We start from the raw sequence: 23381 nt of genomic DNA on the forward strand, positions 1-23381 counted from the left end.
GGTGGAAGCGTGGCGACACGTGCAGCTGACGAATACTAATCGATCGAGGACTTAACCCAATAAGTATCGAAATAAGTGAACGATATGAATATCTTGATATGAACACATTATCTAGTTTTGAAGGAATAAAAAAGATGAAAAAACATCTTGATTTTCTTCAAAGATATATTATAATAATATTTGTCTGGTAATGATGGCGAAGAGGTCACACCCGTTCCCATACCGAACACGGAAGTTAAGCTCTTCAGCGCCGATGGTAGTTGGGGGATCTCCCCCTGTGAGAGTAGGACGTTGCCAGGCTGGTATTAATCCACCATAGCTCAGCGGTAGAGCATTCGGCTGTTAACCGAAGGGTCGTAGGTTCGAATCCTACTGGTGGAGCCATAATATGGAGAGCTGTCCGAGTGGCCGAAGGAGCACGATTGGAAATCGTGTAGACGGTCAACGCCGTCTCAAGGGTTCAAATCCCTTGCTCTCCGCCATTATCTTTGGCCCGTTGGTCAAGCGGTTAAGACACCGCCCTTTCACGGCGGTAACACGGGTTCGAATCCCGTACGGGTCACCAAAGTTTCTTTCGAGACATTTACAATGTGTCCATACATAGGAGGATTAGCTCAGCTGGGAGAGCATCTGCCTTACAAGCAGAGGGTCGGCGGTTCGATCCCGTCATCCTCCACCATTATTTTAACAATAACATTATCGCGGGGTGGAGCAGTTCGGTAGCTCGTCGGGCTCATAACCCGAAGGTCGCAGGTTCAAATCCTGTCCCCGCAACCAAATGGTCCCGTGGTGTAGCGGTTAACATGCCTGCCTGTCACGCAGGAGATCGCCGGTTCGATCCCGGTCGGGACCGCCATTTTCTTTGAAAATAGAATTAGGCTCGGTAGCTCAGTTGGTAGAGCAATGGACTGAAAATCCATGTGTCGGCGGTTCGATTCCGTCCCGAGCCACCATGATTTTTTCACCAATGTGAAAGAATCACCATATAATGCCGGTGTAGCTCAGTTGGTAGAGCAACTGACTTGTAATCAGTAGGTCGTGGGTTCGACTCCTATCGCCGGCACCAGGAATATGGAGGGGTAGCGAAGTGGCTAAACGCGGCGGACTGTAAATCCGCTCCTTCGGGTTCGGCAGTTCGAATCTGCCCCCCTCCACCATTTCTTTTGAAATAAACAGTAACAAAATGTATCTTAGGGGCATAGTTTAACGGTAGAACAGAGGTCTCCAAAACCTCCGGTGTGGGTTCGATTCCTACTGCCCCTGCCAATTTTATAAAAATTATGGCGGCTGTGGCGAAGTGGTTAACGCACCTGATTGTGGTTCAGGCATTCGTGGGTTCGATTCCCATCAGTCGCCCCATATTTTATTTCATCGACTTATATAAAAGATTGAGTCGTTTTTATTTCCGGTTTTAATGGGCTATAGCCAAGCGGTAAGGCATCGCACTTTGACTGCGACATGCGTTGGTTCGAATCCAGCTAGCCCAGCCATTTTGCGGAAGTAGTTCAGTGGTAGAACACCACCTTGCCAAGGTGGGGGTCGCGGGTTCGAATCCCGTCTTCCGCTCCAAATATTTCAGGTGGCATAGCCAAGTGGTAAGGCCAAGGTCTGCAAAACCTTTATCACCGGTTCAAATCCGGTTGCCACCTCCAATTTTATTATAATAGTTATTCTTATATACGAGACAAGCCGGGGTGGCGGAACTGGCAGACGCACAGGACTTAAAATCCTGCGGTAGGTGACTACCGTACCGGTTCGATTCCGGTCCTCGGCACCATTTGAATAATTATGATTGAGTATGCCGGTGTGGCGGAATTGGCAGACGCGCACGACTCAAAATCGTGTTCCTCTGGAGTGCCGGTTCGACCCCGGCCACCGGTACCAATCGCGGGTGTAGTTTAGTGGTAAAACCTCAGCCTTCCAAGCTGATGATGAGAGTTCGATTCTCTTCACCCGCTCCATACATAACTTATCAAGACTCTAACCTTTGGTTGGGTCTTTTTTGTACTGTTGAAAGTATTTTGATTTTGCATCCATTAATAAACGCCACAGAGCTCGGATATGCTCTGTGGCTTTAAACGTGTTGTTGATCTTATTCTGTTAGCATTTTAATTCCGTTTTCCAGTTCTTTTAACACTTCAGGATCTTTTTCTGTTGCCTTATAATTTTGCAGGGATACTAAAGCTTGCTTATCTCCTATTCTTCCTACTGCCCAGGCTGCTGTTCCTCTAATTACTGGGCGAGGATCATTTTCTAACAGGCTTAGGAGATCAGGAATGGCGGAAGTATCTTTATAATGAGCCAAAGCGATAATGGCATTTCGTTGTATCGGCTTTTTCCCACGCCAGGAGCCGGAGATCTTACCAAAGTTCTCTTTGAATTCTCTGTTGGAGATGGTCAGGAGAGGTTTTAGCTTCGGTTTTACGATTTCTGGATCAGGCTCCATTTCAGGATGTAGATGAAAGTCTTTACCTTTATTTTCAGGACACACTGTCTGGCAGGTATCACAACCATAGAGCCTGTTTCCTAATTTTGTTCGGTATTCTTCTGCAAGGAAACCTTTTGTTTGTGTTAGGAAGGCAATGCATTTATTGGAATCGAGTTGTCCACCTTGAACGAGTGCCCCTGTCGGACAGACTTCCACACATTTATTACAGGTTCCACAGTTATCTTCTAGAGGCGTATCTGGTTCAAAGGGTAATGTAGTAATCATTTCACCCAAATACACATAGGAACCAAATTCAGGCGTTATAATGGCACAGTTCTTTCCGCTCCAACCGATACCAGCACGTTCAGCAACTGCTCTGTCACTTAGTTCCCCGGTATCTACCATGGATTTCATTAGAGCGTCTGGACGTTTTTCTTTTATGAACGCTTCTAACAATCTGAGTTTCTCTCGTAAAATATCATGATAGTCCACTCCCCATGAAGCGCGGCAAAATATCCCTCGTCGCTCTTCACGAGTGCTTCTTGGGGCGTCTTTCATTTTGGAGGGATATGCAAGAGCAATGGCAATAATGCTTTTCGCTTTTGGCACTATGAGCTCAGGGTTAGTACGTTTTTTAATATCTGGTTCCTCAAACCCTGATTGATAGTTAAGCTCCTGTTGAGTGATTAGCCTTTCTTTAAGACCAGTAAACACTCCAGCGCTTGCAAATCCAATCTTATCAATTCCTATTTGTTTACTATAGGCGATTAATTCTTCTTTTAGTTTGATGTTTTCCTCATTCAATGTGAACACCTCCTTTATTGTTTTTCAGCCAACCTATATTTTAACATATTTTTAGGAAGTATTATTTTGTTTGATATATCTAATTATATCCAAAATGCAAGCTGGAGCTAAAAGGTATATGATACAATTACCATATTAATGAAATGAAAGGGTGTTTGTTGTGAAAGTGACAGTTAGGGATGACGTTAAAAGTAAGCTACCGTCTTCAAAATACGGCATTATTCATTATAAAGATATTATAGTGGGAGCATCACCTCAAATGTTAAAAGGAAGAATACGTCTTTTCCAAGAATCGCTTCACTTAGATTTAGAAGATAAGGATATGAAAGTTATTCCTGGGGTCGCTGAGTGGCGTTCTGTATTCAAGGAAACAGGGACAGATCCATCTAGATATCGCCCAGCCATTGAGGCGTTGTACCGTAGGGTGAAAAAAGGACAATTCCTAGAGCCATTTAATTCCGCTGTGGATTTGAACAACTTTTTTTCGATGAAATATGAAATACCATTTGGAATTTATGATGCTGACAAGGTTATCGGCGATGTATCGATTGCAGTGGGAGATGAAACAGTAAGCTATGAGGGTTTGAATGGACGGGAAATTAAGCTATCTAAGATGCTTCACACTCGTGATGGTGAAGGTCCTTTTGGAAGTCCCTTTGTTGATAGTCGTAGGACAGCCGTATCAGAGGAAAGCACTTCTGCGTTGCATGTTGTGTATTTTAAGCCATCTATGCTTAGGGGGGAATGTGAAAAAATGCTTGCGTCGATTAGCGAAATGTTTCTACAGGTTCATGGAGGGACGAGTGAGTATTGGGTTTTGGATTAAAAGTAGGTAATTAGGTTTGCCTGCTTTTAAATTTTTTTGTGATGGGAGAGTTGTGGATGAGTTTTATGTTGAAGGAGCGTATGGAGTCAGAGGAGCTTATGTTATTAAGGATGCTGAAGGCCCGCGGCGGATTATTGGATGATAGTCGATTTTGGAATTTGGAAAAAGGTTACCAAGGAGAGGTGCTGTTCGATAAATGGTTTTCTAGTTTGGATGGGGAGTGGATTGTGGTGAATGATCTCTTGCTAGAGCATGCAGGCAGTTTGTTTCAAATTGACTCCCTTGTAATTGGCGGGGATAGGGTGTATTTGTTTGAAGTGAAGAATTTTGAAGGGGATTTCTTACTTGAAAAAGACAGGTGGTATTCCGGCAGTAAAGAAATTAAAGATCCCTTATCACAAATGCAACGATGCGAATCCGCGTTAAGACAACTCCTCAGAAGCCTCGGATATCAACTCCCCATAGAATCTACCCTCATATTTATTAACCCCGAGTTTACCCTTTTTAATTGCTCACCTAAATTACCTATTGTGTTCTGGTCCCAGTTAAATCGGTTTTCTAAGAAAATATTGAAGCAATCTGCTAGTTCAGGAAAGTTACATGCACGGCACTCTCGTTTGGCTGAGAAGTTGTGCGAATTGCATATCGAGAAGTCCCCCTATGAACGGATGCCCGAGTATAGGTATGAGGAGTTGCGGAAGGGGATTGTTTGTGTTGGGTGTAGGGGGATGGGGGTTCGCCATCATTATAGAATGATTGAGTGTGAAAGTTGTGGAAGTAAGGAAGCTTTGGATACGGCTTTGTTAAGGTCTATAAATGAGTGTCGTAGTTTGTTTCCACAAATAAAAATCTCTACAAAGATCATTCATGATTGGATTGGGGAAACTGTTTCTAAGAAAGTAATTCAAAGGGTTTTGCAAATTAACTTTTCATTAATTGGATATGGAAAATCGGCTAATTATGTAAAGGATACGCAAAGATTAATAAGAACTGATATAAAAGCTTGATAATTTAAAATTTGGTGACTCCAGGGGTTAGCCAAAAGGTGGAAACATTGTCTTCGTATGAGCCGAATGACTCCCTCTGCAAGAGGAAAGTATAGAACATTGTCCTCGTATGAAATGAATGACTCCCTCAGCCAGTGAAAAGTGGGAAACATTGTCCTCGTACGAGCTGAATAACTCCCTCAGCCAGTGAAAAGTGGGAAACATTGTCCTCGTACGAGCTGAATGACTCCCTCACCCATTGAAAAAAGGGAAACATTGTCCTAGTACGAGACAAATGCTTCGGAGCAAACCCCTAGTTACCCAAAAACCTTCTAACACAGATCCAACCCCAACCCCTAGTTACCCAAAAACCTTCTAACAAAGATTCAACCCCAACCCCTAGTTACCCAAAAACCTTCTAACAAAGATCCAACCCCAACCCCTAGTTACCCAAAAACCTTCTAACAAAGATCCAACCCCAACCCCTAGTTACCCAAAACCTTCTAACAAAGATCTAACCCCAACCCCTAGCTACCCAAAACCTTCTAACAAAACCCAACCCCAAATCCCAAACCACTTCCCAAAAAACAAAACAAAATCTCTCACACATTTCCCAAGCTCCTCACATAAACATATCTACAAGGAACATTACCCAGAGGAAGGGGCAAGCCCATGAGAGATAAGCTGAAAGAACATATTCAGAACCGCCTTGATACTTATGTTTTCAAAAGCAAACAAACTAGTAGAGCAATTATGAACGATATCACCATAAAACGAAAACAAGATGCACATAAACGCAGGGGAGCGGAAATAGTTAAGTGCAGTGCGACGGCGAGGATTCATTCGATTCATGAGGATGAACAGCAGCGGGAGGCCACTGTTTTTTATGAGATTCACGTTCGGTATTTAATAAAGCAAAGAGAGAAGTTGTATCTAGAGGAAGAAGCAGATCAGCGTTATTCTGAATGGATGGATGGTGAACTTATACAAGATTTTTCCATTCAGGATGAGGGGGATCGGACTTCACCTCGGTTTCTTCCTCCACAAGAGGAGGAAGAACAGGAGCCATTGCGTTTTAAATATAGTCGGGTGGAAGCAGTCAGGTATGCGGAGCAATATTGGAACAGGCATAATCCTCAGTTTAAAAAGTTTGAGGTAAATTGTACAAATTATATTTCTCAGTGTTTATATGCTGGTGGGGCGCCGATGGTTGGGTATCCGAAGAAATCTGGTGGTTGGTGGATGCGTAATAATGATTGGAGTTATACGTGGGCAGTGGCGCATGCCCTCAGGTGGTATTTGCCAAGCGCGAAGCAAGGTCTGAAAGCGAAAGAAGTAAGCAATGTGTCGCAACTGATGCCTGGTGATGTGATTTGTTATGATTTTGAGGGAGATGGTCGCTTTGACCATAATACGATTGTTGTTGCAAAGGATGAGAATGGGGAGCCATTAGTGAACGCGAACACGTATAACTCGCGGATGAGGTATTGGAAATATGAAGATTCCACCGCGTATACCCCGAATATTAAATATAAATTTTTCCACGTCTTAGACCGTTAGTAGATACTTGATTCCAATGCGATAAAAAGGTATTGTTGTATAGGATGAAAGTGAAAGAAATACGAGGTGACGATTGTGGGATTACATGTGGTATTATATCAGCCAGAGATTCCAGCTAATACAGGAAATATTGCTAGAACTTGTGCAGCTACGAACACAACATTGCATTTGATCAGACCGCTTGGCTTTTCGACGGACGATAAGATGTTGAAGCGTGCAGGGCTTGATTATTGGGAATTTGTGAATGTGGTTTATTATGATTCGTTGGATGAGTTGTTTGAGAAAAATAAAGAAGCGGAATTCTTCTATATTACGAAGTTTGGAATGAAGCCGCATACTTCATTTGATTACAGCAAATTGGATAAGGACTATTTCTTTGTGTTTGGAAGAGAGACGACCGGTTTACCAAAAGATTTGATTCAGAGTAACTTGGATCAGTGTTTGCGTTTGCCAATGACGAAGAATGTAAGGTCGTTGAATTTGTCCAATACGGCAGCAATATTAATATATGAAGCATTACGTCAACAAGATTATCCGAATCTTTCTATAGAGTTTCCGGAAGTATAAAGAGAAGCCCTCTACCTTTCAAGCAAAAGTTGAAAGATGGAGGGCTTCTTTATTTATGCGATTTACTTTTTGCGTGTGCCTGGGCGCTCGTTATAGCCAGCAGTGAAGATAGCTGTAAGGAATGCAATACATACGCCTAAGATTAAGAATCCAGATGTACCCATGTTTGGTTCCTCCTTATGTAGGTTTAGTTCATGTAAGCATACTATCTATATTATAGCCCAATGGACGAGTTATGTGAATGAAATCTGTGGATAATTTTTGACAGTGTTATTTTTAACTCCCTGTTGCCTTCCGTTCCAGGTGTTCGCTTTCCGAGGGGCGGTGCTTGAGCCTCCTCGGCTACGCCTGTGGGGTCTCAACCTACCGCTACCTCTCTCCGGAGTCTCACACCTTGCACTTCAGGCAACAGGGGGAAATCTAACATTCATTTATATACGTACAAACTTTTAAAAAAAGCATGTTTCACTCCCACAGCGCATAGATTATATTAATCACGCAATCACGACTCTTGAAGCTGTAATAAAAGGGGAGGTCCTTATGGATATTTTACGTAAAATTGAAAAGTATCGGGAAGAAGAACAGAGGCTGAAGTGGGAAGGAACCTTCGGGCAGTACTTGGAGATTTTGAAAGAAGAACCATGGGTAGCTCAATCCGCACATTCACGGGTTTACAATATGATTAAAGATGCTGGGGTAGAAGAGGTCAATGGGCAGCGGAAGTATAATTTCTTTAGCAATGCCCTTTTTGGTTTAGAAGAAGCGTTGGAGCGGTTGGTAGAGGAGTATTTCCATCCTGCTGCGAAAAGATTGGATGTTAGAAAGAGGATCTTATTATTAATGGGACCGGTCAGTGGAGGGAAATCCACGCTCGTCACCATCCTTAAACGCGGACTTGAGCAGTACACACACACTGATAGAGGAGCGGTTTATGCCATTAAGGGTTGCCCGATGCATGAGGATCCGCTACATTTAATTCCGCACCATTTGCGAGAGGATTTTTACAATGAGTATGGTGTGAGGATTGAAGGGAATTTGTCTCCGTTAAATATGATGAGGCTTGAAAAAGAATATGGGGGCAGGATTGAAGATGTGCTGGTGGAGCGTATTTTCCTATCAGAAAATCAGCGTGTCGGGATTGGAACATTCAGTCCATCTGATCCGAAATCACAGGATATTGCTGACTTGACCGGAAGCATCGACTTCTCGACGATTGCAGAGTTCGGTTCTGAGTCTGATCCACGTGCATATCGTTTTGACGGGGAGCTGAACAAGGCGAACCGCGGGATGATGGAGTTCCAGGAGATGCTGAAATGTGATGAGAAGTTCTTGTGGCATCTATTATCCTTGACGCAGGAAGGGAACTTTAAAGCAGGACGATTCGCGTTGATCAGTGCGGATGAGCTCATTGTCGCGCATACGAATGAAACGGAGTATCGCTCTTTCATCTCTAATAAAAAGAATGAAGCCTTGCATTCGCGTATTATCGTGATGCCGGTTCCATATAACTTAAGACTTTCTGAGGAAGAGAGAATTTATGAAAAGATGATCAATGAGAGTGATGTGGCAAATGTCCATATTGCGCCGCATACGCTTAGGGTTGCTGCGATGTTTACGATTCTCACCAGATTGAAAGAGGCCAAACGTGGCGATATTGATCTTGTGAAGAAAATGCGCTTGTATGATGGGGAATCTGTGGAAGGCTTTAACTCTGTGGATGTTCAAGAACTCAAGAAAGAGTATGCGGATGAAGGGATGAGCGGAATTGATCCACGTTATGTGATCAACCGTATTTCGTCCACCATTATTCGCAAAGAAATTCCGTCCATTAATGCGCTTGATGTACTGCGTTCTTTAAAAGAAGGGCTGGATCAGCATGCTTCTATATCTAATGAAGATAGAGAGAGATTCTTAAACTTTATTTCTGTAGCGAGAAAAGAATATGATAATATTGCCAAGAAAGAAGTTCAGAAAGCATTTGTGTATTCGTATGAAGAGTCTGCGAAGACATTGATGGATAACTATCTGGATAATGTCGAGGCATATTGTAATAAGGCGAAACTCAGAGATCCTCTTACTGGGGAAGAGATGAGTGCGGATGAGAAATTGATGCGTTCCATTGAGGAGCAGATTGGTATTTCTGAAAACGCGAAGAAGGCATTCCGCGAAGAGATCCTTATCAGAATTTCTGCTTATGCGCGGAAAGGGAAGCGATTTGACTACAACTCCCATGAGCGCTTAAGGGAAGCAATCCAGAAGAAGCTGTTTGCAGATCTGAAGGATGTAGTGAAGATCACGACTTCTTCCAAAACTCCGGATGAAACTCAGCTGAAGAAAATAAATGAAGTGGTGGCCCGCTTGATTGATGAACATGGCTATAACTCCACTTCAGCCAATGATCTATTAAGGTATGTAGGTAGTTTATTAAATAGGTAACAGGTTGGCAGCGGTGATCATTCCCGCTGCTTTTTTCCATTATAGGTTTGTAAATTCAAAATAAGGGGAAATTATTAGTAAGAGGTGATTACAATGAGTAAAGAAAAAACCTATGAAAATACAATGGCACCAAATGAAAAAGAAATGGAAAAGCTGGCAAAGGAAATGGAGCAGCTGAAGGAAAATAAAACCGACAGAGAGCGCAGTCCTAAGCAGCATAATAACAACTCGGAAAATGAAAAAGAATAATCATACCTTCCAGTAATTTTGGGAGGTTTTTTTGTTGTATATATAGATATTCATCGTATAGTACGACCATCTATCAGCATAAGATTATTATTACTAACAATCGATTACACGCTTGTCTCATTTATAGAAATGCGAGCCTAATTATCCAAATAATCTGTCAATTATTTGAGATATGTGCATAGGATAGAGTAACCAACCCTAATTGTCACAAAGGTTGGATTCATTAAATTTCACCAAGATATTTTATGAAAATAGTGATGAAAAGGTTCCAAGAAACGTAAGAATTAAATAGGGAGGGATATCGATGACAATGTCAGATGATACGAATTTTATAGTGTCCAAAGAGGATTGGTCCCTCCATCGAAAAGGCCACGACGACCAAAAACGCCATCAGGAAAAGGTCCAGGAGGCTATCAAAAATAACTTACCAGATCTTATTACTGAAGAAAACATTGTAATGTCCAATGGCAGAGAGGTCGTTAAGATCCCAATTAGGTCTCTAGATGAGTACAGAATTCGTTATAATTATGACAAAAACAAGCATGTTGGCCAAGGAGATGGAGACAGTCAGGTAGGGGATGTTGTTGCCAGGGACGGGTCAGGTCAGCAGAAGGGTCCAGGTAAGGGGCAAGGAGCGGGTGATCAGGCTGGAGAGGACTATTATGAGGCTGAAGTGTCCTTAATGGATCTTGAAGCGGCACTTTTCAACCAGCTTGAGCTGCCGAACTTGCAGCAAAAAGAGCGAGATGAGAATATCATTGAGCACTATGAATTTAATGATATCAGACGCACAGGTCTTATGGGGAATATAGATAAAAAACGTACGATGATGTCCGCCTATAAGCGGAACGCGATGACAGGTACGGCAAGCTTCCATCCAATCTATCAAGAAGATCTTAAGTTTAAAACTTGGAATGAAGTGGTGAAGCCGGATTCCAAAGCAGTTGTTTTGATGATGATGGATACGAGCGGATCAATGGGCATGTGGGAAAAATATATGGCACGAAGCTTTTTCTTCTGGATGACAAGATTCCTTCGAACGAAATATGAGACGGTGGATATTGAATTTATTGCCCATCATACAGAGGCGAAGGTGGTCAGTGAAGAGGATTTCTTTTCTAAAGGGGAAAGTGGTGGGACGATTTGTTCATCTGCTTACCGTAAGGCACTGGAGCTAATCGACACAAAGTACAATCCTACTCGTTTCAATATTTATCCTTTCCACTTTTCCGATGGCGATAACTTGACTTCTGACAATCAGCGTTGTGTAAAATTGGTAGCGGAACTGATGAAAGTTTCCAATATGTTTGGGTACGGGGAAGTCAACCAGTATAACAGGCATTCCACACTAATGTCGGCTTATAAGAATGTTAGTGACGAGAAGTTCAGGCATTACATTTTGAAGCAAAAACCAGATGTCTTCCATGCGATGAGGGAGTTTTTCAAAAAGGAGCAAAATAAAAAGTTTGCTTAACTAAAACCAGCCGAGGGGCTGGTTTTTCTTTTGGGACAAAAGGAGGAATAGATGGGGTAAAAAGCGAAGTATTAACTATGAGAAAATAGTGATTTCTTGTTGGTAGGGGCGTTGGTATGTTTGAAAATGTTGGGCATGTTTTATATCATGTTTTAATTATTTTGTTTCCAATTTTATTTTATTATCAGTTTTTAAATAAAGGCGCATTGGTCTTAACAAAAAAAGTTAATTATAGATTTTTGTTTATTATGTTGGTCATGGTCATTTGTACGATGTCTTTTCCAATCGAAGTAACAGAGGGTTCTAATTATGATCAAAAGCTGATACCTGTCATTTTGTCATTTTTGTATGGTGGATTAGTAACAGGGGCTATCGTCGTGGTGTCCATGCTTTATTATTTATACATGATCGGTGACAGCAATATAATTGCTATGGTGATAAATTACTTTATACTAGCAACACTCCTGATATTATTTAGGAATAGATATTCAAGTTTAAGCTTAAAAAAGAAAATCTCTATCATTTCCTTCTTACTTTTGCTGATTACATCGACCAGGGCTATCCGATTATTATACCTGAATGAGGAAAAGGAGATTTTCTTAAATGTGCTTGTTTCCATCATAACCTGGATTTCTTTAGTAACGGCTATTATGATTATTGAAAATTTGAATATGCAGATGCAATTGCAGCATGAATTGCAACGTTCAGAGAAGCTTAAAGTGGTAAGTGAGCTTGCAGCATCGGTGGCACATGAAGTCAGGAATCCAATGACATCTACCCGTGGCTTTCTTCAGTTGATGAGTCAAGATGATAATTTAAATGGTTCCCAAAAAAGATATATTGATATCTCGATTGAGGAGTTAGACCGGGCACAATCCATTATTCAGGACTATCTATCACTCGCCAAGCCTAATAAGCAGGGGATGGATAAGATTAATGTATCTAAGGAGTTAGAACATGTTATCCAGCTCATGTCCACATATACGGCGCTTAATAATACGAACATTCGTCAGGAAATAGAGGGTGAATTGTATATTAAGGCAAATAAGGATGAGATGAAGCAGGTACTGATTAACTTGATCAAAAATGGTATTGAAGCCATTGATAAGGATGGTACGGTGACTGTTAAGGCTTTTAGCTTCAAAGGAATGGTTTTAATAGAAATCAGGGATAATGGTGTGGGGATGACGCCGCAACAGGTGGAAAGATTGGGAACACCTTTTTATTCTACTAAGGATAAGGGGACCGGCATTGGTTTGACGATCTCTTTTCAAATTATTGAATTGTTGCAAGGGAAAATTGAAGTCACAAGTGAGGTAGGAAAAGGAAGCATTTTTACTATTAAGTTACCAATGGAAACTAGTGAAAACAGCTAGTTTCTTTTTTTTATTGCTGAGCATACACCGCTGTTGATTTCCGCAAATGGCTCCACTTTCCTAGGGGCTGACGAGAGCCTCCTCGGCTCCGCCTGCGGGGTCTCCACCTAGCGCTACCTCCCTCAGGAGTCTTCGCCTTTTGCTCCAATCAACAGCTATAAAACTTACAAATTTCAAGATACCACTTTAACATGAAAAACCCCCGACTATCGCTAGTCGGGGGTCATTTTAATTAGTTAAGCTTCACACCGTGGAAGTAAGGAGTACCACTGAAGTCTACGAATAGACCGTTAGCACCGTTTGTTCCATAAATGAAGTCAGGATGTTGCAAGTAAACCATTGGAGCTTCGTCTACAAGGATCTCAGAGATCTCTTTGTAAGCTTCGTCACGCTTCGCTTGATCAGTCTCAGAACGAGCTAGGTCAAGTAACTCATCCACGCGGTCGTTTGCGTAGAATGAACGGTTACCAGGAGCACCGAAAGCAGAAGAGTGGAATAAAGCGTATAAACCGTAGTCAGCGTCAGCTGTTACAGTAGTCCAACCTAAGATGAAAAGTTCGTGCTCACCAGCACCAGTTTTCTCTAGGAAAGCACCCCATTCGATTGTTTCGATATTTACTTTGATTCCGATTTTGCTTAATTGATCTTGAGCAAGTAATGCGATATCCGCACGCTCTTTAGATCCTTCGTTTACAAATAATGTAGTTTCAAATCCATCTTCGAAACCAGCTTCAGCAAGTAGTGCTTTAGCAGCTTCTACATCATAACCAAGTGGCTCAAGATCTTGGTAGTTACCAACAACTGTAGGAGCAAGAGGTCCTACAGCAGGTACACCTTGACCGTCAAGGATACCGTCAACGATATCGTTTTTGTTGATAGCCATGGAGATAGCTTGACGTACTTCTTTAATATTGAAAGGTTCTTTTTCCATGTTGAATCCTAAGTAGTCCATACGAGTACCGCGAACACGAGTTAACTCGATTCCAGCACTTTCCATACCTTCTACACGAGCAACATCAGAAGCACCAACTTGGATAACGTGAGCTTCACCAGCTTCAAGTTGTGCTACACGAGTAGACTGCTCAGCATTTACTACGAATTTAACGGAATCAAGAGCAGGAGCTCCGTTCCAGTAGTTTTCGTTTTTGTTTAAAACGATTTCAGCACCGCGGTTCCAAGATCCAAATACGAATGGACCAGTACCTACTGGGTTTTCGTCTACTTTTTTACCACCGTTGTTTTCTTCTTCAATAGCAGAAGGAGCAATGATAGAACCAGCGTTATGTGCTAAGTGGGCTGGTAGTGGAGCGAAAGGCTTTTCTGTTTTGAATTGTACCGTGTGGTCGTCTACAACGATTACTTCTGTGATCATGTTAAGTACTACTGCACGTGGAGATGCAAATTCAGGATCGATGATACGCTCGATCGTCATTTTAACAGCATCTGCAGTGAAATCAGTTCCATCATGGAATTTAACGTCATCGCGAAGTTTGAATTCCCAAGTAGTTTCATCTACAGCTTCCCAAGATTCAGCTAAAGAAGGAATGACAGTTCCGTCTGCTTCATATGCAGTTAAACGGTCGAATAATTGAGTTGTTACGTTAGTTGTTGCAGTATCGTTCATTCCGTGTGGGTCAAGTGTAGGAGCATCAGATGGAACAACGTATACTAATTCTCCGCCTTCTTGTCCTGCAACTTCTTCACCATCGCCTGATCCGGCATTAGTGTTTCCGTTTGTTGGTGTGCTGCTGTTACCGCCACTACATGCTGAAAGAACTAGCATAAGTGAAAGCAGAAGCAAGAAAAACACATTCTTTTTTGCTTTCATGTAAAATTACCCCCCTGAAGATTTGTTTTTTGTTACAAGATTGTAATCAATGGATAAGCCACGATTGTTTATTATCATAATTCAAAAACTGAAAATTCACAAGAGTTGTTTTACAAGAAATTTTAACAAATTTATTATTTTTGTAATAATTTCAGTAAAAAAATGAGTTAATATTACGTTTTTGTTAATTTTTTCATGCATATAATGAAAGGTAAATCTAGTTAAAAAATCTATTAATCGAAAAATTAAGTATGCTAAGACTCTTTAAAACTATTGTAATATTACGAATTAATAGCTATTATAGAATCTAGTTATGTTGAATATTTAGAAATATTAAGTTTGTTACAAAGAGATGAAGGGATGAGAAGAGCGTATGGATCAACCACAACCACAAACGACAGCAGGAGTTCCAGTTAGTATAGAAAATACGAAGTCGGTTCGTTGGAAAACATTCTATAAGAAACTGGCAAAAAATAAAGCTGCCATGGCTGGCGCCTTTATTATTATATTTGTTATTTTGATGGGGATATTTGCCCCATTACTTGCTACCCATGATCCGAATACAACCAATGTTATGAATAAGTTGCAAGGACCTTCTGCCGAAAATTACTTAGGTACGGATGATGTTGGACGTGACATTTTCAGTCGTCTGCTATACGGTGCAAGAGTTTCATTGGGAATCGGGTTTGTATCTACTCTATTAGGTGCAATTGTCGGGGTAACCCTTGGAATTGTATCTGGATACTACGGTAGATGGATTGATTCCCTGATTATGAGAATTTGTGATGTTTTATTGGCTTTCCCGGGAATCCTTCTTGCTTTGGCTATCGTAAGTGTTCTTGGCGCAAGCACACAGAACGTTATTATTGCTGTTGCCTTTTATGCAGTCCCGTCTTTTGCAAGGATTGTCCGCGGTTCCACTCTAAGTGTTCGGAAATTGGAATACATTGATGCAATCAAAGCAATGGGAGCAAAAGATTTCAGAATTATTTTTAAACACATTTTACCGAATATTATGTCACCAATTATTGTACAAGCAACGCTATATATTGCTTCTGCCATTATTACAGCGAGTGCCCTGTCCTTCTTAGGCATGGGAACAAGACCACCTACAGCAGAATGGGGTGCGATGTTGAGTCAAGGGCGTTCTTATATTGCGCAGGCTCCTCATATTACACTATTCCCTGGACTTGTTATCTTGTTGGTGGTTATCGGATTCAACTTGATGGGTGACGGACTTCGAGATGCGTTAGATCCGAAAGCGAAAAAATAATGGAGAAGAAGGTGAACTAACATGTTTATATATATCATTCGAAGACTTTTCCAAACGATACCGGTTATGTTTGGTGTAACGTTGGCAGTATTTATGATGATGCACTTGATTCCTGGGGATGCAGCTCAAATTATGGCCGGTGAACAGGCTAACCCGGAACAAATTGAAGCAATGCGTGAGAAATTGGGATTAAATGATCCGTTGTATGTTCAGTATTTCAGTTATATAGGGAATGCAATTCAAGGAGATTTAGGAACTTCCATCCGTACGAATCGTGATGTTACTTCAGAAATTTTCACAAGCAGGTTTTGGATAACAGTGGAACTGGCGATATGGGGAACTATTCTTTCCGTTATTCTTGGATTGATTGCAGGTATTGTATCCGCAACTAGAAAATACACATTTGCAGATACTTCCTTAATGATTGTAGCGCTGTTTGGTATTTCCATGCCTAACTTCTGGCTAGGAATCATGCTCATTTATTTCTTCTCTGTTAATTTAGGGGTCCTTCCTGTAGCAGGGTGGGGAAATGATTGGAAGCAGATGGTTTTACCTGTTATAACACTTGGAACTGGTGGAGCAGCCATTATTGCTCGTATGACTCGTTCAAGTATGTTGGACGTTATAGATCAGGATTATATCCGTACAGCTTATGCTAAAGGTGTTAGTGATAAGTTGGTTATTTATAAACATGCACTGCGCAATGCGTTAATACCGGTTGTAACGGTTGTAGGTTTACAATTCGGTGGTTTGCTTGGCGGAGCGGTTATTACCGAGACAGTTTTTGCGATAAATGGACTTGGACGTTTGATTATCAGTTCCATTACAATGCGTGACTTCCCAATGGTTCAAGGAACAATTCTTGTTTGTACGATTTTGTTCGTATTTGTAAACTTCCTGGTGGATATCACATACCGTTTAATTAACAAACGTATAGACCTTAACTAAAAGGACGGTGAAGAAAATGAAAACTTCAAAGAACGATAAAATATTAGAAGTAAAAGGGTTACGCACTTCCTTCTTTACAGATGAAGGAGAAGTAAAAGCTGTTGACGGGGTAGACTTTTCCATTGAAAAAGGGAAGACCCTTGGTATTGTAGGGGAGTCCGGATCCGGTAAAAGTATCACATCTCTATCCATTTTACGTCTGCTTCAGGAACCTGTTGGTAGAGTGGTAGGGGGAGAAGTTATTTTCAAAGGGGAAAACCTTTTAGATAAGACGAAAAAACAGATGATGCAAATTCGTGGAAACAACGTATCGATGATATTCCAAGAACCGATGACATCATTGAATCCTACATTGACCTGTGGAGAGCAGATTGCAGAATCTGTTCGTATTCACCAAAAGCTTGGTCGCAAAGCTGCTTGGGTGAAAGCGGTGGATATGCTTCGTTTAGTTGGTATACCATCTCCTGAAAAGCGTGCGAAACAATATCCATTTGAACTTTCAGGCGGTATGCGTCAACGTGTCATGATCGCGATTGCGCTTGCCTGTAACCCGGAATTGTTGATTGCCGATGAGCCGACAACAGCATTGGATGTAACCATTCAAGCGCAGATTCTGGATCTAATGAAAAAATTACAAGAGGAACTTGGGACGTCGTTAATGCTGATTACCCATGACCTTGGTGTAGTCGCAGAGATGTGTGACAAGGTTGCTGTAATGTACTGTGGAAAAGTGGTAGAATATGCAGATGTTCAAACCATTTTCTCCAGCCCGAAACATCCGTACACGGTCGGTCTATTAAACTCTGTACCTAAACATGATCAGGATGTGGAAGGGGACCTCTCTGTAATTGATGGGTCAGTGCCAAGTCCTTTCAACCTGCCACAAGGCTGCCGTTTTGCACCTCGTTGTCCACATGCAAAGGACATTTGCCGCAGCAGTTTGCCAGACTTGAAGGAAACAGAAGACGGCGATCAAGTTCGCTGCTGGATCTATACAGATAAGTGGGAAGATGAGGAGGTTGCTGCTAGCCATGAGTAATCAAACATTATTAGAAGTAAAAAACCTTAAACAATACTTTCCTATTAAAGGCGGAATCTTTGGAAGAACGGTTAACCACGTCAAAGCAGTAGACGACATCAGTTTTTCTGTGAAAGAAGGGGAAACGGTCAGTATCGTTGGAGAATCCGGTTGCGGTAAATCCACGACAGGCCGTGCGATCCTTCGTCTTGATAATCCATATTCCGGAGAAGTAAGCTTCCAAGGGGAGGATTTACTTGGTCTGAGCAAGTCCCAGATGAGAAAGAAGCGTAAAGATCTGCAAATCATTTTCCAAGATCCATATGCATCTTTAAACCCTCGTCAAACAGTGAGCCAGATTTTAGAGGAAGCATTGGAAATTCAAAACGTTGTTCCTCGAAAAGACCGCCGCAAAAAAATTGTCGATTTGCTTGAAACGGTTGGAATCGGTGCCCATCAGGTTGACCGCCATCCACATGAGTTCAGTGGAGGTCAACGTCAACGTATCGGTATTGCCCGCGCGTTATCTGTTGATCCAAAACTGATTGTATGTGATGAAGCGGTATCTGCATTGGACGTTTCGATTCAAGCACAGGTATTGAATTTGCTTAAAAGATTACAGCGTGAATTTAATCTTACGTATCTATTTATCTCTCATGACCTAGGGGTTGTACGTCATATATCTGATAGAATCATTGTTATGTATTTAGGTAAAATTGTGGAGATTGCTGATAAAGACGCGCTTTTTGCTAATCCTCAGCATCCATACACAAAAGCATTATTATCTGCGATTCCTAGTACGGACCTTGGCAAGAAGAAAGAACGTATCATTTTAAAAGGTGATGTTCCTTCTCCAATCGACCCGCCTGCAGGATGCCGCTTCCATACGCGTTGTCCTTATGCATTTGATCGTTGCCGCACGGAAGAACCAAAGCTACATGGTATTCCAGGCGTTAACCAACAATCTGCCTGCCACTTGGTGGAAGACGGGGCTGTTGATTTCTCGCAGTTGAAGACGAATTATTAATAGTTTTTTGGAAAGGCCACTCTCAGCGGTTGTTGGGGGTGGTTTTTTGTGTTGTTTATTATTGAATGACGCCCGGTGAAGGTGAAAAAGCAGGGTAGCGGTCGTCATACACGCGATATAAAATCCATTTACATACTATCCAGATTTCCAGTTCAAGCTCAATTCCACCATTAACCACCAAAAACCACAACCACAACCCGAAAACACCCAATAAAAAACCAATAAAAGCAACCATAAAAACCCCCCATTCCAAAATTCACAACTCCTCCACCCCTAAACAAAAGTTTTTAGAATATTTCATTTTTGGCACACTTCTTGCATCTACCTCTTTTGAGAGTAAAAACATAATTCAAAAAGGGGAGAATCAACCGTATGCAAAGGCAATTACGAAAAAAGAGTAAAGCAAAATGGATGATGCAGTTTTTATTAATTATCTGTCTGCTATTTCTTGCAGCGTGTAGTTCGAACACAACCAGTAATAACAACGCCAATACTCAGCCAGACCAAAACTCAAATGAAAATAATACAGAAGTAGCAGCAGAAGCCAGTGGCGAGTTAACAGTCGGCATAGAAGCGGAGCCAACATCCCTGGACCCATTCAACTCCACAGACGGTAACTCCGCAACCGTTCAAAGCACCATGTTTGAAGGATTCCTTCGTTTTGATGAAAAGATGAACCTTATACCTGTACTAGCAACTGAGTACAACTTTAACGAAGACGCAACAGAGATTACTTTTACCCTCCAACAGGGAGTGAAGTTTCATGATGGAACAGATTTCAATGCCGAAGTGGCAAAAGAGAATCTAGACTTTGTTCGCGATGCTGAAAATGGTTTGGCACGTGCATCATTCTTCTCATTTATCAGTGAAGTAACAGTAAATGATGAATACAGCCTTACAATAAAATCGGAAGAGCCTAACTCTGCCATGGCATCCTATATGGCGCATTCTTCGGCATCTTTCAAATCAACAGAAGAACTGAAAAAGAAAAAGGATGACCCTGACTATAATCTTGATCGTAACCCTGTCGGTACAGGACCGTTCAAGTTTCAAGAGTGGAAGGACAGCGAGCAGATCGTTGTCACAAAAAATGAAAACTATTGGAATGCACAAGAAGAGCCTAAAGTAGACAGCATCACCTTCTTGCCGATTGTTGAAGCAAGCACCCGTGTTAATAAGCTGAAAACAGGAGAGGTGGATGTGATTTTCCCGATTCCTACGCTTAATGCCAAAGAGTTAGAACAGGAAGAGAACGTTGATTTATATGTAGGATCATCTACAAACGTTTTCTATATCGGCATGAATTTTAAAGAAGAAAAATACAACGATCTAAAAGTTCGTCAAGCAATGAACCATGCTGTCGATAAGGATGGGCTTATCGCGCAAATTGCTGATGGATACGCACAAGTGGCCGATTCCGCTATTGCTCCTGCCGTTTATGGATATGCAGGACAAAGTGTGTATGAGCATGACAAGGAACTCGCAAAAGAATTACTAAAAGAAGCAGGAATGGAAGAAGGATTCAAAGCAACTTTGTGGACAAGAAACACAACGGAATTCGTTTCTGTTGCAGAGTATGTCGCAATTCAATTGAAAGAGATTGGCATTGACGTGGAAGTACAGGCATTTGAAAGCGGTACGTTGTTTGAAATGTTGGATGCTGGCGAGGAAACGGATCTTTGGATCGGACGCTGGTCACCAGGAACAGGTGAGGCAGATTATGGACTACGACCAAACTTTGCTTCTGATCGTGTGCCTCCTAACTTCAATAACTCCGGCTTTTATATCAATGAGGAGTTAGACGGTCTGTTTGACGATGCGCTTCGTACTCCAGATCAGGATCAAGCTTTATCTATCTACGCTGATATACAAATGAAAATCTATGAGGATGCTCCTTGGGTGTTCTTGCATATTCCGGATACCATCATTGCAAAAGGAAAAGATGTCAATGGAATCTATGTTCTGCCTTCAGGGGGAGTACATCTTAATTTAGTAGAAAAACAATAATAGAAAATGGACTCATAGGAACTGAGAAACCTATGAGTCTACTCTTTATATGAGAGGTGAACCGTATGATTCAGTTTGCAGTCAGAAGAATTATTGGCATGATTCCAATTCTACTTATCATTACAATTATTGCTTTCCTATTTGTTCACTTAACTCCTGGGGACCCTATACGCATCATGTACGGAGCGGAATTGGATCAGGAAACATATCAAACATTGAGAGCGAAGGAAGGGTTTGATCAACCGCTTATAGTCCAGTATGGAACTTATATGTACAACATGTTGATACAAGGGGACTTCGGTTCCTCTTACAGGACAAAAACGGAAGTGTCATCTGAGATCATGAGGCGTTTTGGTTTTACATTTACTTTGACGATGCTTGCGATGTTCTGGGCAATCCTTATTGGAATTTTTGTGGGGATTATTTCTGCTACCAAAAGAAATACGGTTTGGGACAGACTTGGAATGGTATCTGCGATTACTGCTCTAAGTGTGCCTGAATTTTGGTTCGGCTTGATGGTTATGCAGATATTCGCGGTGCAACTGGGTTGGTTTCCAACAAGTGGAAGCGGAACATTCGCTCACATTTTCCTCCCGTCCATCACCTTAGGATTTGGGGTAGCGGCTACCATCGTAAGATTTACAAGGTCAAGTGTACTTGAGGTAATGCGTGAGGACTATGTCAGGACTGCCAGAGCAAAAGGTCAGAAAGAATCGGTTGTAGTGTGGAGTCATGTGCTAAGAAACGCACTCATCCCAGTTGTGACCATGACTGGTCTTCAGTTTGGATTCCTCATTGGGGGAGCTGTAGTAGTGGAACAAGTATTTGCTTGGCCTGGACTGGGATCATACCTTGTTGACTCCATTCTAGCGAGGGATTATCCGGTCATTCAAGCACTGATTTTACTGTTCTCTTTTCAGTTTCTGGTAGTCAATCTATTAGTAGATATTAGTTACGGATTTTTGAACCCTCAAATTAGATACGATTAATAGTAAAGGAGACACAAATCTATGAGCAAAAAAATGCACACCTCGTATTCTCCTTTCAAGGTGTTTCTTCATAAATTCATCAAACAGCGATTTGCTTTTGTCGCATTTATCATTGTAGCTTTCATCGTGCTTGTTGGCGTTTTCGGTTCTTGGATTGCCCCTTTTGATCCGTATCGCCCCGTTACTTTGCAATACGAAGAAAAAGGCATTGATTCCGAAGATCTAACAAGCAAACGTATACAATTAACCGGAATGCTGAGTGATGGAAGCACAATTACCGGCGCAGAATTTATGAATGTGAAAGTGGAAAGTGAAGATAGAAGAATTGCTTCCATCAGAAGAATGAAAGACGGCGTGACAATTACAGCAAATACTTCTGGGACTACCAACGCATTTATTGAGAGTGAGGGAGTTAGGTCACTCGTTGGGGTAAACGTATCAAGCGATACAGAAGCGAAAGAGCCGAGCATTGTTCGGATAGAAGCAGATCAGCCAAATGAAATTATGCAAATTGGTGATAGGTATACAGTTGAACTTAAGGCGATTATGTCCGACGGGACCTCTATCAATGACCTAGATGAATTAGATGCCTTCCTGCTCGATGGACAAGAAGATAAGGAAGGAGAAATTAAAGGCACCGGCTTTGTGTCAGCAGGGAGTTCTGAGGAAAGTGATGCGGGAGTGGAATTTCTCTCACTGGATGAGGAACTGGCAACAGTTTCCCAAGAAGGACTTGTCACGTTAAAAGGAAAAGGGGACGCGCTGATTCAAGTTGTAGCGGGTTCAGTTTCTACAGTTGTCCATCTACCGGTAGCTGTCCAAGAAATGACACCTAAGCTGGTTTCTATCGTACCGGAAACAACAGAAGTGAGTTTAGTAGACATCTATAAGCATCAACCGCCTTCTTCCACTCATTTCTTTGGGACAGATCACCAGAACAGGGATATCTTCAGCAGAGTGGTCATGGGGACAAGGGAGACTCTTATCATCGGTTTCGTTTCGGTTGCTATTGGGGCTTTCATTGGAACAGCGTTTGGATTGATAGCTGGTTATTATGGTGGAAGAATTGATAGTATGATCACGCGCTTTACTGATATTTTACTAGCATTCCCCGGGATATTACTCGCAATAGCGGTTATTGCATTCCTTGGTGCAGGACTGACAAATATCATTTTTGCTGTGGCGGTGTTTACCATCCCTATCTTTATCCGAATTGTTCGCGGAAGTACGCTTGCGTTAAAAGAAATGACCTATGTTGAAGCAGCGCAATCAATCGGTGTGAAGGATAGCGTCATCATCATGAGGCATATTTTCCCTGGAACATTGTCAGTGGTTATCGTTTATTTGACGATGCGGATCGGGGTGGCAATCTTAATTGGAGCAGCCCTAAGTTTCCTTGGATTAGGCGGGGACATAACCGCTCCTGAGTGGGGGTCTATGTTAAGTGCAGCTAAGGACAACAGTGGTAATGTGTTTCATCCCACGTTCTTTCCAGGACTGGCGATTGTCATTACCGTTTTGAGTTTTAATATATTAGGAGATGGATTGCGAGATGCGCTTGATCCGAAGTTAAAAGAGTAGGAGG

At 41.8% G+C, this 23381-nt stretch carries 18 protein-coding genes, 17 tRNA genes and 1 rRNA gene; 33 read left to right on the forward strand and 3 right to left on the reverse strand.

Annotation, left to right across the window (positions count from 1 at the left end):
* Window positions 1-183 precede the first annotated feature (183 nt).
* The 18 genes from rrf (at window position 184) to M313_RS0117720 (ending at window position 1961) form a co-directional block, all read left to right on the forward strand.
* Window positions 184-300: ribosomal RNA gene (gene rrf / locus M313_RS0117635) — 5S ribosomal RNA — on the forward strand.
* 9 nt (window positions 301-309) lie between these two features.
* Window positions 310-384, forward strand: a tRNA-Asn gene (locus tag M313_RS0117640).
* Window positions 385-390: 6 nt separating this feature from the next.
* Window positions 391-482: transfer RNA gene (locus M313_RS0117645), tRNA-Ser, on the forward strand.
* 8 nt (window positions 483-490) lie between these two features.
* Window positions 491-565: transfer RNA gene (locus M313_RS0117650), tRNA-Glu, on the forward strand.
* 38 nt (window positions 566-603) lie between these two features.
* Window positions 604-679, forward strand: a tRNA-Val gene (locus tag M313_RS0117655).
* A 21-nt stretch (window positions 680-700) separates the two neighbouring features.
* Window positions 701-777, forward strand: a tRNA-Met gene (locus M313_RS0117660).
* A 3-nt stretch (window positions 778-780) separates the two neighbouring features.
* A tRNA-Asp gene (locus tag M313_RS0117665) sits at window positions 781-856 on the forward strand.
* 21 nt (window positions 857-877) lie between these two features.
* A tRNA-Phe gene (locus tag M313_RS0117670) sits at window positions 878-953 on the forward strand.
* Between the two features lie 37 nt (window positions 954-990).
* Window positions 991-1066 (forward strand) — tRNA-Thr (locus M313_RS0117675).
* 7 nt (window positions 1067-1073) lie between these two features.
* Window positions 1074-1157, forward strand: a tRNA-Tyr gene (locus M313_RS0117680).
* Between the two features lie 35 nt (window positions 1158-1192).
* Window positions 1193-1266 (forward strand) — tRNA-Trp (locus M313_RS0117685).
* A 17-nt stretch (window positions 1267-1283) separates the two neighbouring features.
* Window positions 1284-1359, forward strand: a tRNA-His gene (locus tag M313_RS0117690).
* A gap of 56 nt (window positions 1360-1415) precedes the next feature.
* Window positions 1416-1490 (forward strand) — tRNA-Gln (locus M313_RS0117695).
* 4 nt (window positions 1491-1494) lie between these two features.
* A tRNA-Gly gene (locus M313_RS0117700) sits at window positions 1495-1569 on the forward strand.
* A gap of 9 nt (window positions 1570-1578) precedes the next feature.
* Window positions 1579-1652 (forward strand) — tRNA-Cys (locus M313_RS0117705).
* A gap of 36 nt (window positions 1653-1688) precedes the next feature.
* Window positions 1689-1777: transfer RNA gene (locus M313_RS0117710), tRNA-Leu, on the forward strand.
* Between the two features lie 23 nt (window positions 1778-1800).
* Window positions 1801-1884 (forward strand) — tRNA-Leu (locus M313_RS0117715).
* A gap of 3 nt (window positions 1885-1887) precedes the next feature.
* Window positions 1888-1961 (forward strand) — tRNA-Gly (locus M313_RS0117720).
* Between the two features lie 131 nt (window positions 1962-2092).
* Here M313_RS0117720 and queG read toward each other — a convergent pair.
* Window positions 2093-3232 carry a tRNA epoxyqueuosine(34) reductase QueG gene (queG, locus tag M313_RS0117725; RefSeq protein ID WP_010198350.1) on the reverse strand — a complete coding sequence of 380 codons (1140 nt, stop codon included), beginning with the start codon at window positions 3230-3232 and terminating at the stop codon, window positions 2093-2095.
* Window positions 3233-3392: 160 nt separating this feature from the next.
* Between queG and M313_RS0117730 the strand changes: the two genes are divergently transcribed.
* The 8 genes from M313_RS0117730 (at window position 3393) to M313_RS0117770 (ending at window position 12706) form a co-directional block, all read left to right on the forward strand.
* A complete protein-coding gene (locus tag M313_RS0117730; protein WP_010198352.1) occupies window positions 3393-4058 on the forward strand; it encodes a B3/B4 domain-containing protein in 666 nt (221 codons plus the stop codon).
* A gap of 56 nt (window positions 4059-4114) precedes the next feature.
* Window positions 4115-5065, forward strand: coding sequence for a nuclease-related domain-containing protein (locus tag M313_RS0117735; protein WP_010198354.1), 951 nt, complete (start codon window positions 4115-4117; stop codon window positions 5063-5065).
* A 651-nt stretch (window positions 5066-5716) separates the two neighbouring features.
* Window positions 5717-6604: an amidase domain-containing protein gene (locus M313_RS0117740; protein ID WP_010198356.1), complete on the forward strand. Its 888-nt coding sequence runs from the start codon at window positions 5717-5719 to the stop codon at window positions 6602-6604.
* Window positions 6605-6670: 66 nt separating this feature from the next.
* Complete coding sequence (gene trmL / locus M313_RS0117745) at window positions 6671-7171, forward strand: tRNA (uridine(34)/cytosine(34)/5-carboxymethylaminomethyluridine(34)-2'-O)-methyltransferase TrmL (protein WP_087942058.1); 501 nt, start codon at window positions 6671-6673, stop codon at window positions 7169-7171.
* Window positions 7172-7711: 540 nt separating this feature from the next.
* Window positions 7712-9607, forward strand: coding sequence for a PrkA family serine protein kinase (locus M313_RS0117755; protein WP_010198364.1), 1896 nt, complete (start codon window positions 7712-7714; stop codon window positions 9605-9607).
* Window positions 9608-9700: 93 nt separating this feature from the next.
* Window positions 9701-9856, forward strand: a complete 156-nt coding sequence (locus M313_RS25930; protein ID WP_010198366.1) for a hypothetical protein — start codon at window positions 9701-9703, stop codon at window positions 9854-9856.
* Window positions 9857-10160: 304 nt separating this feature from the next.
* A complete protein-coding gene (gene yhbH, locus M313_RS0117765) occupies window positions 10161-11330 on the forward strand; it encodes a sporulation protein YhbH (RefSeq protein WP_010198368.1) in 1170 nt (389 codons plus the stop codon).
* A 116-nt stretch (window positions 11331-11446) separates the two neighbouring features.
* Entirely contained in the window at window positions 11447-12706 is a 1260-nt protein-coding gene (locus tag M313_RS0117770; protein ID WP_010198370.1) for an ATP-binding protein, read from the forward strand.
* A gap of 232 nt (window positions 12707-12938) precedes the next feature.
* On the opposite strand, the gene M313_RS0117775 is transcribed toward M313_RS0117770, so the two are convergent.
* Window positions 12939-14534, reverse strand: a complete 1596-nt coding sequence (locus M313_RS0117775; protein ID WP_010198375.1) for a glutathione ABC transporter substrate-binding protein — start codon at window positions 14532-14534, stop codon at window positions 12939-12941.
* A 373-nt stretch (window positions 14535-14907) separates the two neighbouring features.
* Between M313_RS0117775 and M313_RS0117780 the strand changes: the two genes are divergently transcribed.
* Genes M313_RS0117780 through M313_RS0117795 form a run of 4 tightly spaced genes read left to right on the forward strand, consistent with a single transcriptional unit; the run spans window position 14908 to window position 18800 of the window.
* On the forward strand, window positions 14908-15807 hold the full coding sequence (locus M313_RS0117780) for an ABC transporter permease (protein ID WP_010198378.1): 900 nt from the start codon (window positions 14908-14910) through the stop codon (window positions 15805-15807).
* 21 nt (window positions 15808-15828) lie between these two features.
* On the forward strand, window positions 15829-16755 hold the full coding sequence (locus M313_RS0117785; RefSeq protein ID WP_010198384.1) for an ABC transporter permease: 927 nt from the start codon (window positions 15829-15831) through the stop codon (window positions 16753-16755).
* A 16-nt stretch (window positions 16756-16771) separates the two neighbouring features.
* Window positions 16772-17794: an ABC transporter ATP-binding protein gene (locus tag M313_RS0117790; protein WP_010198387.1), complete on the forward strand. Its 1023-nt coding sequence runs from the start codon at window positions 16772-16774 to the stop codon at window positions 17792-17794.
* Window positions 17787-18800 carry an ABC transporter ATP-binding protein gene (locus M313_RS0117795; protein WP_010198388.1) on the forward strand — a complete coding sequence of 338 codons (1014 nt, stop codon included), beginning with the start codon at window positions 17787-17789 and terminating at the stop codon, window positions 18798-18800. Before M313_RS0117790 ends, M313_RS0117795 begins: the two co-directional genes overlap by 8 nt.
* A 58-nt stretch (window positions 18801-18858) precedes the next feature.
* On the opposite strand, the gene M313_RS0117800 is transcribed toward M313_RS0117795, so the two are convergent.
* Window positions 18859-19035 carry a hypothetical protein gene (locus tag M313_RS0117800; protein ID WP_157182504.1) on the reverse strand — a complete coding sequence of 59 codons (177 nt, stop codon included), beginning with the start codon at window positions 19033-19035 and terminating at the stop codon, window positions 18859-18861.
* A 137-nt stretch (window positions 19036-19172) separates the two neighbouring features.
* Between M313_RS0117800 and M313_RS0117805 the strand changes: the two genes are divergently transcribed.
* The 3 genes from M313_RS0117805 (at window position 19173) to M313_RS0117815 (ending at window position 23377) form a co-directional block, all read left to right on the forward strand.
* Window positions 19173-20807 (forward strand): glutathione ABC transporter substrate-binding protein, encoded by a 1635-nt coding sequence (locus M313_RS0117805; RefSeq protein ID WP_010198391.1) that lies wholly within the window; start codon window positions 19173-19175, stop codon window positions 20805-20807.
* A 65-nt stretch (window positions 20808-20872) separates the two neighbouring features.
* On the forward strand, window positions 20873-21796 hold the full coding sequence (gene nikB / locus M313_RS0117810; RefSeq protein ID WP_010198392.1) for a nickel ABC transporter permease: 924 nt from the start codon (window positions 20873-20875) through the stop codon (window positions 21794-21796).
* Window positions 21797-21817: 21 nt separating this feature from the next.
* Window positions 21818-23377 carry an ABC transporter permease subunit gene (locus tag M313_RS0117815; protein WP_010198394.1) on the forward strand — a complete coding sequence of 520 codons (1560 nt, stop codon included), beginning with the start codon at window positions 21818-21820 and terminating at the stop codon, window positions 23375-23377.
* Window positions 23378-23381: the final 4 nt, after the last annotated feature.

The sequence above is a fragment of the Bacillus sp. m3-13 genome, from assembly GCF_000175075.1.
Taxonomy (GTDB): domain Bacteria; phylum Bacillota; class Bacilli; order Bacillales; family Bacillaceae_I; genus Sutcliffiella_A; species Sutcliffiella_A horikoshii_C.